The sequence below is a fragment of the Lentisphaera marina genome (assembly GCF_028745505.1).
GTDB classification, from domain to species: Bacteria; Verrucomicrobiota; Lentisphaeria; order Lentisphaerales; family Lentisphaeraceae; genus Lentisphaera; species Lentisphaera marina.
Window position 1 is genome coordinate 462,794 of record NZ_JAQZZL010000001.1, and the last position, 9,976, is coordinate 472,769.

7 protein-coding genes are annotated in these 9,976 nt (G+C 41.5%); 6 read left to right on the forward strand and 1 reads right to left on the reverse strand.

All coding sequences use genetic code 11. The annotated features are described in order from the left end of the window. The first annotated feature begins 70 nt into the window (after positions 1-70). Positions 71-1,579, forward strand: a complete 1,509-nt coding sequence (locus PQO01_RS02040) for a phospholipase D family protein (protein ID WP_274312373.1) — start codon at positions 71-73, stop codon at positions 1,577-1,579. A gap of 3 nt (positions 1,580-1,582) precedes the next feature. On the opposite strand, the gene PQO01_RS02045 is transcribed toward PQO01_RS02040, so the two are convergent. Further along, entirely contained in the window at positions 1,583-3,430 is a 1,848-nt protein-coding gene (locus PQO01_RS02045; RefSeq protein ID WP_274312374.1) for an arylsulfatase, read from the reverse strand. Positions 3,431-3,673: 243 nt separating this feature from the next. Here PQO01_RS02045 and PQO01_RS02050 point away from each other — a divergent pair, with 243 nt between their 5' ends. The 5 genes from PQO01_RS02050 to PQO01_RS02070 all read left to right on the forward strand — a co-directional run bounded on the left by PQO01_RS02050 (position 3,674) and on the right by PQO01_RS02070 (position 9,967). Then, entirely contained in the window at positions 3,674-5,242 is a 1,569-nt protein-coding gene (locus PQO01_RS02050; RefSeq protein ID WP_274312375.1) for a 3-phosphoglycerate dehydrogenase family protein, read from the forward strand. 153 nt (positions 5,243-5,395) lie between these two features. Next, complete coding sequence (locus PQO01_RS02055) at positions 5,396-7,012, forward strand: ABC-F family ATP-binding cassette domain-containing protein (RefSeq protein ID WP_274312376.1); 1,617 nt, start codon at positions 5,396-5,398, stop codon at positions 7,010-7,012. Next, positions 6,985-7,797 (forward strand): CPBP family intramembrane glutamic endopeptidase, encoded by an 813-nt coding sequence (locus PQO01_RS02060; RefSeq protein WP_274312377.1) that lies wholly within the window; start codon positions 6,985-6,987, stop codon positions 7,795-7,797. Before PQO01_RS02055 ends, PQO01_RS02060 begins: the two co-directional genes overlap by 28 nt. Positions 7,798-8,074: 277 nt before the next feature. Beyond that, positions 8,075-9,442 (forward strand): c-type cytochrome domain-containing protein, encoded by a 1,368-nt coding sequence (locus PQO01_RS02065; protein ID WP_274312378.1) that lies wholly within the window; start codon positions 8,075-8,077, stop codon positions 9,440-9,442. Between the two features lie 147 nt (positions 9,443-9,589). Beyond that, positions 9,590-9,967, forward strand: coding sequence for a hypothetical protein (locus PQO01_RS02070; RefSeq protein ID WP_274312379.1), 378 nt, complete (start codon positions 9,590-9,592; stop codon positions 9,965-9,967). The last annotated feature ends 9 nt before the right edge of the window (positions 9,968-9,976 follow it).

Consider the following 9,976-nt stretch of genomic DNA (forward strand, 5'->3'; position numbering starts at 1 on the left):
AAATCTTAAGTAAACTTTTCATTATGGGCTTTAAACTGTAGTGTTTGTCAAAAAAATTGTAACTACCCCAATGTCATATTTAATAAAGATCCTTCTACAAACTATTTTAGTATTATTTACTTTAAGTCTTTGCTATTCATGTACTGGACTTAAAGCCACTCACAATACTTTTGAGGCGGCTCAGCGACCAACAACTGACGGGATCTGGACGGAGCTCAATTTTAAGCATAACCGTAGTTTCTTCATGCCCCTAGACAATCATTTTGATTCACTAAAATGGCGTCTGCGTGCGCTAGAATCGGCGGAGTCCTCCATCGACATACAGATTTTTTTATGGAAAAAGGATCATTCAGGTAAACTCATCATGTCAGAAATTTTAGCCGCAGCGGATCGTGGCGTGAAAGTTCGACTATTAATTGATGACACCTTCACTATTCAACAGGATCAAATCCTTACCAACATCAATCATCACCCCAATATTAATATACGTATCTACAATCCTTTCAAGAGACGCTACAACTCCTTTAGCATGCGCTTTTTAATGAATGTCACTGAGTTTTCTCGTATCGATCACCGCATGCATAATAAAGTTCTCATTGTAGATAATCATGTAACCATCATGGGGGGACGCAATTTAGGCGACGAATACTTTGGCTTGCACCCCGACGCCAACTTTCGCGACATGGATTTGTTGGCCAATGGGAATATAACCCCCTTTATTAGTACTATTTTTGACATCTATTGGGCTAATCCCTGGTCATTCCCTGTCGAAAAAATACTTCGCAAAAGGCCTAAGGACATAGAGATTAAAACCCGTCCTCGAACCCTCTTTTTTCCCTTAAATGAAAATCATCAACAACGAATCACTGCTTGGAAACGCTTTAAAGAACAAGCTACTGAAGCGGAATACTCTGTCCTCTATGACTTGCCTTTAGAAGCTAATCCTAAAAACCGTACTGATGACAACTTTACCTTAGATATTTATAAACTCATTTCAGATGCAAAAAGTAGTGTCGATATCATTAGCCCTTACTTCATTCCCACACCTGAATTAGAAGAGGCTATTTTTAATGCAGAACAACGTGGAGTAGAAGTTCGTATACTTACTAATTCTCTACAATCCAACAACCACACAATTGCTCATAGTTTTTACCGAAAACACATGGAGAAATATGTCGATAGTGGGGCTGAGTTACACGAATATCGCGCCTGGGCAAGAGACCGTAACTTATTTATGTATCCTCCAAGCGAAAACAAGACTCTTGGTCTGCACGCTAAAATAATTTTAATTGATGATGATTTGAGTCTAATAGGTAGTGCCAACCTCGATCCGCGCTCACTCAACATCAATTCTGAACTCGGAATTTTACTAAAAAGTGAAAAACTATGTGCTCAACTACGCAAATTATTAGAAGTCGATTTTCATCCACGGAATTCTTGGAAAGTCGAATACAACCAAGAAGGCAATATCCTGTGGCGGGGTGATGACAAAACCCTTCATAAACAACCACGAAACTCTAGGCTCCAATTATTTGAAGCCTGGTTCCTCGGTTTACTCCCTGTAGAAAGTAAAATTTAAAGTTTATTTTTTGGGGTATCTAATTTTATCAAATTCTAGACATTGCTCCGGGAAGTCGATAGTGATTGGCGCTGCTAAAGGTAAGCCTAAACCCTCACGACTTTGCCAAGCACTAGTATCACCTTGGGCAATGCTTTTATTCAGTACGTAAGCATAAAAACTTGATTGGCGTTTTCCTTTAGCATCAACAAAACCTGTGTAAAGATCTTTTTGACCCGCTTTTAAGCGAACTTTAAAAGTTACTTCTTTAGCACCTGCAGGAATATCTTTTTCTAGATCAATATCATCTACTTTTATGAAAGCTTTCACAACACCCATCGGCTTTTTGGCTTCATACTTTTCATTAATACCCTTGTCGGCTTCTGCTGCCCAGCGACGTACAGAAATCTCGTACTCACCATCACTTTGTACACGGACAACCCAAGGAGCCAAATGATTACTATTACCATTGACACTTGGTTGATTCCATTTGGGCAAGCCCTCTTCAACCATTTGGTCATGAGACGTTAAAGTCACAGGATTCTCTTCTTTTGCGCCAATAACTAAGGGACTGAAAATGTGGTGCTCTGAAGATAGGTCTGCCCAACGAAGGTCATAAGCCGCTAATAAACGCTGCATCACTTCTGGATGCTGACTCGAAACATCATTCTTTTGCGCAGGGTCTTTACGAATGTTATAAAGTTGCTTAGCATTGAGTAAACGCCACTGATCGCTCATCACTGCTGTATTTCTCCATTTTTCAGGTGTCTTTACGCGTTGTGATTCAACCATGAGGACGCGATCTCTTAAAGCTGCTTTATCGCCTTTGATAATCCCTTTTAAACTCGTCCCATCAAAATCAATTTTTGGCGCCTTTAAGTTCAGCATATCAATTAAGCTCGGTAAAATATCCATATGTGCAGTCAATTGATCGATATCGCGAGCACCACTGATATCTCCATTAGGCCAAGAGAAAATGAAAGGAACGCGGTGACCACCATCGAAGTTGCTATTTTTAGCCCCCGTCATACCTGCATTAAAAACTTGCACCCCTGATGATGAACCATTATCTGTCGTATAAACTAAGATGGTGTTGTCTTCGACTCCCTCAGCTTTTAAAAATTTGCGGAGTTCGCCAAAGTTATCATCAATATTTGTGATCATTCCAAAGAAAGCTTCGAGCTTCGTTCCTTTGACTTTAGTCGTATTGTACATGTCCAAATATTTTTGCGGGGCACGCATAGGACCATGAGGTGCATTCGGCGTGATATAAGCGAAAAATGGCTTTTTCTTATCAATTTGAGTTTTCATGAATTTTTTGGCTTCATTGAACCAAACGTCCGTGCAAAAACCTTCAAATTTTACGAATTCACCATTGGCGTAATAAGTGTCATTGAAATAATCATTTCCCCAATAATCGGGAACTTGGCCAACGCCACCCGCACCATGAGTAACCACATGAGTAAAACCACGGTCTTCGGGACGGTAGGGGTAAGCATCGCCTAAATGCCATTTACCAAAAATCCCTGTGGCATAACCATTGTCTTGTAAAATATCTGCCATCGTTACTTCGCGCTCACGCATCAAGTGACGCCCCTGAACCGTGTGCCAAACGCCGACGCGAGCACTGTAACGCCCGGTCATTAGAGCGGATCGAGTCGGTGCGCAAGTTGGATCGACATGGTAATTAGTTAAGCGTGGAGATTCTTTCTGAAATTGATCTATATGAGGCGTTTTAAGAATGGGGTTACCGTGGCAGCTCAAATCGCCATAACCTTGGTCATCGGTCATGACAATGATAATATTAGGTTTGTCTTGTGCGCTTAAAAAAGTCCCTAAGACAAAGGTAACTAAAGCTAATAACTTATTCATCGTGTCTCCGTTTATTAAAATTTTGTTGTTTTTACTATGATAAGTTAAACTAAAAAAGTGACAATAAGTTACATTTCTCCATGTGTTTAAAGTTTAAAGTTGACTATTCAACCATTGAATATTGTAAGTTTTTGGCAAATGATCATTTATGTGACAGAAAAGAAAGCCATATAAGATTGCGAAAAAATGAGATGGATTAATATTGGGTGACCTAAACAATACCCATAAATTATGGAGACAAAAATGTCACAAAAAGTTTTAATCCCAACAAAACTTTCTACGGCTGCAAAAGGCATTCTAGAAGGCAATGGTTTCACTGTTGTGCAAGAGCCTGGCGTAGACCTCGTTGAACTCGCAAAAACGCATAGCGATACAGAAGCTATGATCCTTCGTAGTGAGAAACTCACTCCCGAAGTTATTGACCTATATCCAAATCTAAAAGTTGTTGTACGTGCTGGTGCAGGTTACAACACAATTGATATCCAATACGCTCGCAGTAAAGATATCACTGTAATGAATACTCCAGGCGCTAACTCAAATGCTGTTGCTGAAGAAGCTGTAGGCATGATGATTTCTTGCGCTCGTTTCTTCATCGAAGGTGACCGCTCAACTCGTGCTGGCGAATGGAAAAAAGCTCAACTCCAAGGTTTCGAACTCACAGGTAAAACTGTCGGTATCGCTGGCTTCGGTAACATTGGCCAACTCCTCGCAAAACGCCTCAGTGGTTTCGATGTTAAAATCCTCGTTTTCGACCCCTTCGTTTCAGAAGACAAGCTCGCTGAATTCGGTGCAAAAAATGTTAGCCTCGAAGAACTCTTCGCTGGTTCTGATTTCCTCTCTCTTCACATGCCTGCGACTAAAGAAACGGCGAACATCATTAGCACGGATCTTCTCACTAGCATGAAAGATGGTGCGGTTCTCGTTAACTGCGCACGTTATGAAATTCTTGACGAAGAAGCTCTTCGCGAAGTTAAGAAAACAAAAACGATTTACTATGCAAACGATGTTTATCCAAAAGACGCAGCAGGCGACAAGTCAATTGCCGACGTTTCAGACATCATGCTTCCTCACTTGGGTGCTTCTTCAATCGAAGCTAACACTAACGCTGCTGTTATGGCCGCTAACCAAGTTTCCAATTACCTCGCAAAAGGCATCAGCGTCTTTGTAGTAAACAAAGTTCTTCCAGACGGACTCGCTCCAGAATACCAAGAACTCGCTTACTCAGTTGCTAAGGTCGCAAAAGCTTGGATGGGTGATAGTCAGCCATACGAGATCAATATCTCACTTTATGGCGAACTTAAAAAATTCGACAAATTCCTCGTTCCTGCAATTATTGCTGGCGCATCGGCTAACGATAAAATCGTTAACGCTGAAAAAGCTGCTTCAATTCTTGAATCACACGGTATCAAACTCGACGTTCGTGAAGTTGATGATTCCAAAAAATATGGTGAGTCAATCACTGTAGACCTCATCAAAAGCAACAACTCAAAGCTCGAGCGCCTAAGTGTTCGCGGTACAGTTGCTGAGGGTAACATCATTATCTCACGTATCGATGATTTCGACAAGCTCTACTACGCAGCAGATGGTTTTAGCACTGTGTTCATCTACAACGACCGCCCAGGCGTTCTTGCAGACATCACACAAATCCTTGCTAGCGAAGGTATCAACATCGAAGATTTGCGTTCACCGCATAATACAGAGAAACAGCGTTCCATTGCTATCGTTAAAACTAACAACGAAGTCAGCAATGACGTGATCAACAAAATCAATGCGAAAATCGACAGCGAAGCAGCTTTCCAAGTTAGCCTCTAAAACGATTCTCTAGCGATTTAAAAAAGCCTCCCAATGCGGAGGCTTTTTTGTTTTATATTCCTCCTTAAAACCATGCGGTGAAATGACTTGAATTTGTGCATCATGCTTTTACTGTAAGCGCCAAATTTTAATCTTATCTTTTAGGTCCTCTTTATGATCGCTGTATCCAACCTTTCAATCCGCTTCGGGAAGCGTACCCTTTTCGAAGAAGTGTCTGTTAAATTCTCACCTGGCTGTCGCTACGGTCTTATTGGTGCCAATGGCGTCGGTAAATCAACTTTCATGAAAATCTTAGCTGGTGAACTCGATTCGTCTACTGGACAAGTTTCTATTGATTCTGGTTGTCGCATGTCTTTCCTACGTCAGGATCACTATAAGTATGATGACTTCAAAGTTATCGAAACTGTGTACACAGGTAACGATGAGCTTTGGAAACTTCACCTCAAACGCGATGAACTTTATGATCAAAGTGATAATGGCACCATTAGTGACGAAGACGCAGACTATCTTTACGGTGACTTAGAAGCCGAATACGGCGAAAAAGGTGGTTACACCATGGAAGGTGATGCCGCCAAACTTCTTACAGGTTTAGGCATCCCCGCAGACGAACATCACCGTAAAATGAACGAAATTTCTGGTGGTCTTAAACTACGTGTCCTCTTAGCTCAAGCACTTTTTGGTGATCCCGATATCCTCTTACTGGACGAACCTACCAACCACCTTGATATGGATACAATCGAATGGCTCGAGAATTTCCTCAAGCGTCATGAAGGTACTGTGATCGTTATTTCTCACGACCGTCACTTCCTCAATAGTGTTTGTACTAACATTGCCGACTTAGATTACCAAGCCATGCGTTTATTTACTGGTAACTACGATGACTTTATGATTGCCAATCAGATTCAACTTGAACGTCAGCAAAGAGAAAATGATAAGAAAGAAAAACGTGCCGATGAATTAAAAACCTTCATCTCTCGTTTCGGTGCCAATGCCTCAAAAGCAAAGCAAGCCACGGCACGTCAAAAAGAACTCGACCGTTTACAAATCGAAAAATTTAAGCCTTCCAGTCGCGTCGCACCTTACATCCGTTTTGAAGCGAAGACTAAAATTGGTGCAAAAGTTATTCACGCAGAAAAGCTTTGCAAGAGCTACGACAAGCCCCTCTTCAAGGACTTAAACCTGCACATGAATAACGATGAAAAAATTGCTATTATCGGTACCAATGGTGTAGGTAAAACGACTCTTCTCAGAACTCTATTAGGTAAGACTGAACCCGATTCAGGCATACTTGAAATTGGTCAAACTGTGGAGCTTTCCTACTTCCCTCAGGATTCTCAAGAGGTACTTGACGAAAACATGAAAGCTATTGATTGGCTAGGTAAATTTGCTCCGGACGAAGGTATTACCGAGACTGAACTACGTGCTGCCATGGGCCGCATGCTCTTTAAAGGAGAAGACTCCCTTAAACCAGTGAATGTTTTATCTGGTGGCGAACGCGCCCGTTTAATCGTTGCCTCTATGCTACTTGAGGGTGGTAACTTCATCGTTCTCGACGAACCTACCAACCACCTTGACCTAGAAGCGATTGAATCACTCAACTATGCTTTGACACTCATTCCCGAACCCGTGATTTTCGTGAGTCATGACCGTGAATTTGTGAATTCTTTAGCTACTCGTATCATTGAATTACACGGTGATGGTACTTTTACAGATTACCCAGGTAACTTCGAGGAGTACGAATCATGGAAGAACAGCCAAAAGAAGAAATAGACTCACTCGAGAATATTCCTCGCAAAGAATTTGTCCCCAATTTTGGGGCCAATGATTTGCCTATAAAAAAAGATGATCGCCAAAATGGCCCTAAGCTCTCGGATGAGAGCTTGGCCTCCGTCCCCCACTTGCTCAGTTCTAAGCAACTGACTATATGGGGTATTGTGGAAGCATTTGCCATTATCCTTCTCCAACAGGCCCTCATGATCATCTTTACCAAAATCTTTGGTATTGGACTCATTGTTGCGGCTTCCTACGCTGCCACGGTCATTCTTTTTTATTATATCTTCCGCAGCTATATCATGCAGAAGTCATTTAAGATTGAGAAGCAGGGACAAAAGATTAAGGATAACTTGATCCTTATTGGTCAAGGTATATTCCTGTGCTTTCTCGTCGCTTTTGCCTATGACTTTATTCTTAAGCTTTTAGACTACACGCCCAAAGCTCAACAAGTTGAACTCTTGCTACAGCAAAAAGATTTCAGTCTTGTTGCCGCTTATTTCATGCTAGTTTATTCCGCTCCCGTTTGGGAAGAAGTGGTTTTTCGTGGCATCCTGCAAGATGGCTTAGAAAAAAGTCTTTCGCCCACTACTGCAATCATTTCTACTGGAACTATTTTTGGACTCATTCATTTTGACCCCGATCAAATGATCCCACTGATTTTACTCGGATGTATTTTTGGTTGGATGTACCATAAGAGCCAATCCATCTTCCCTTCCATCATTGCCCATAGTGTTGTTAATACCCTCGGAGCCGTGAATCTATTTGGTGGCTTTGATAAATAAATCACTCAAAGAGTGTAACAAAACAGCTGTTTAGAACAATAGTATAGTGACAGTGAAGGTGAAATTAATAAAAAAATGTCATTATCACCGTCTAATTCTGTTAACTTTGGGAGTAATAGAACATAAACTTTATTAAATAGTCGGCAGATTTTACCTAAGCTCGACGATCTATAAGTACAGGGTGCATATTTCACTGCCGTCACATGCTTGATAAACAGTAAAATTCCCGTATGATTAGTACATAAAACTTTCAACTACTAAGAACACAAAGGTTCCTATGAGAAATAATAAACTTTACCTCGTCATTTCTTCTCTCTTTTTTAGTTTTGCGGCCTTCGCAAATGAAGCCGCTGCCCAGGTAGATCCTGACGCTCAACAAACCCTATTCATGAAGTTTATTCGTGCGATCACTTTTACTTCCGATGGCAACATACCCGATTTTTTCATTTTCCTTGGCCGTCACCACCCACTCATTCTTCACCTCCCCGTTGGTCTTCTTGCCGTTATTGCCTTTCTCGAAATCTTCTCTTGGTGGAGAAAAGTTGAAATCTATGACGAAGCCATGTATATCCTCTGCTGGCTTGCTGCACTCACTTCCGTAGGTGCTACTTTCTTCGGTATCTTACTTGCCCTCCCAGGCGGTTATAATCCCGAACTTCTTTCACGTCACGGCTGGCTCGGCATGGCCGTTGCGGTTGCCGCAATTATTGCCCTTTATTTGAAGCACCACTACCGCAAAGACAAAGTTATGGCTAAGCGCCACCGTTTCCGAGTCGCTATTTTTGTAGCCTGTGTGATTATGGGTTTTGCTGGTCACGATGGTGGTTCACTCACTCACGGTACTGAATACCTCTTTGAATATGCTCCCGATCCTCTTCGTAAAATGACTGGTCGCGAAGCTAAAAAAGTTAAAAAACTTGATGAGGACTCAAAGAAACCTAGAAAGCTCCCTTATTTCGAAGCCAAAGTTCTCCCCATTTTCGAAGCTAAATGTGTCTCTTGTCACGGTGATGAAAAAATGAAGGGCAAACTCAAACTCAACAATATCCTGGGTATCATGCGTCGCTACGACAAAATTATTACTCCTGGCCACGCAGATGATTCTGAGCTCTATGCTCTACTTGTCACTGATGATTTAGAAGAGATCATGCCTCCAGAAGGCAACCAAGCTCTCACTGCTGATGAAATCAAAATCATCGAAAATTGGATCAATGCTGGCGCCTCATTTAGCGATGTTGAACTCAAGCCAATGGCTTCTCCTAGTCCCGTAAAAGAAGCGGAAGTTAAAGCCGAGGAAAAGCAAGAGGCTGAAAAAGCTCCTATCGACCTCGCGAACATGACTGTGGATCAAAGGTTTGTTCACGAAAAAATCATTCCTTTCTTTGAAGCGAAGTGTACAAAATGTCATGGTGAAGAAAAAGACAAGGGTGATGTTCGCTTACATACTGTAGAAGTCATTAAAGCCACTTTTGAAGATGAACTCATTGTTCCTGGCAACCCAGAAGACTCTTGGCTCTACGATTCACTCATTACTGATGACGAAGACTCACTCATGCCTCCACCGAAAGAAAAGAACCCTGCAACTAAAGAAGAAATTGCCATGATTAAAAAGTGGATTGCAGATGGTGCAAAAGGCTTAGATTAAGTTTTAGTCGAACACTCATAGGCTTAGTCCATGTGCGACTGAGCAAATAAACTCAAAAATACCGCCTGCCTAGGCGGTATTTTATTTTATTATGATCAGCTCATGCTAAAGTAGCCAAAATTGTAAAATGTACTGGAGTCCAAGCTAATGGATAAAATGACTGCTTTAGTCGACTTTCTCTGTCTCGATGAGGAATGTGGCAAGACGGTGAACTTTAATGTTATGGAACTTAAAGAAAAAGAAGGGCTTCTCACTTGCCCTCACTGCTACCGTCAGTACTCCTTTTCTGATAGTAGCTTCATCGACAAATTAGAAAAATTGCGTAACTTGCTCATCGCAGTTAAAGATGCTGAAGATATTTTGGGAGATGTAAACGTCGGCGTTAATACGATTGCGGGCTCCGCAAAAATCCCCTACCGCCTTTTACTCACACGTATGAACACCGTGATCACCCTAGAAGTGGGCGGCTTTAAAATTGATTTTAACTTTAGAGTCGAACCTGCTAAGTCAGGCGACTTTCACTAAATATTATTT

What these genes read in the sequence shown, in the direction of transcription:
- PQO01_RS02040 (WP_274312373.1), top strand. Translation starts at nt 71, where the DNA reads ATGTCATATTTAATAAAGATCCTTCTACAAACTATTTTAGTATTATTT.
- PQO01_RS02045 (WP_274312374.1), bottom strand. Translation starts at nt 3,430, where the DNA reads ATGAATAAGTTATTAGCTTTAGTTACCTTTGTCTTAGGGACTTTTTTA.
- PQO01_RS02050 (WP_274312375.1), top strand. Translation starts at nt 3,674, where the DNA reads ATGTCACAAAAAGTTTTAATCCCAACAAAACTTTCTACGGCTGCAAAA.
- PQO01_RS02055 (WP_274312376.1), top strand. Translation starts at nt 5,396, where the DNA reads ATGATCGCTGTATCCAACCTTTCAATCCGCTTCGGGAAGCGTACCCTT.
- PQO01_RS02060 (WP_274312377.1), top strand. Translation starts at nt 6,985, where the DNA reads ATGGAAGAACAGCCAAAAGAAGAAATAGACTCACTCGAGAATATTCCT.
- PQO01_RS02065 (WP_274312378.1), top strand. Translation starts at nt 8,075, where the DNA reads ATGAGAAATAATAAACTTTACCTCGTCATTTCTTCTCTCTTTTTTAGT.
- PQO01_RS02070 (WP_274312379.1), top strand. Translation starts at nt 9,590, where the DNA reads ATGGATAAAATGACTGCTTTAGTCGACTTTCTCTGTCTCGATGAGGAA.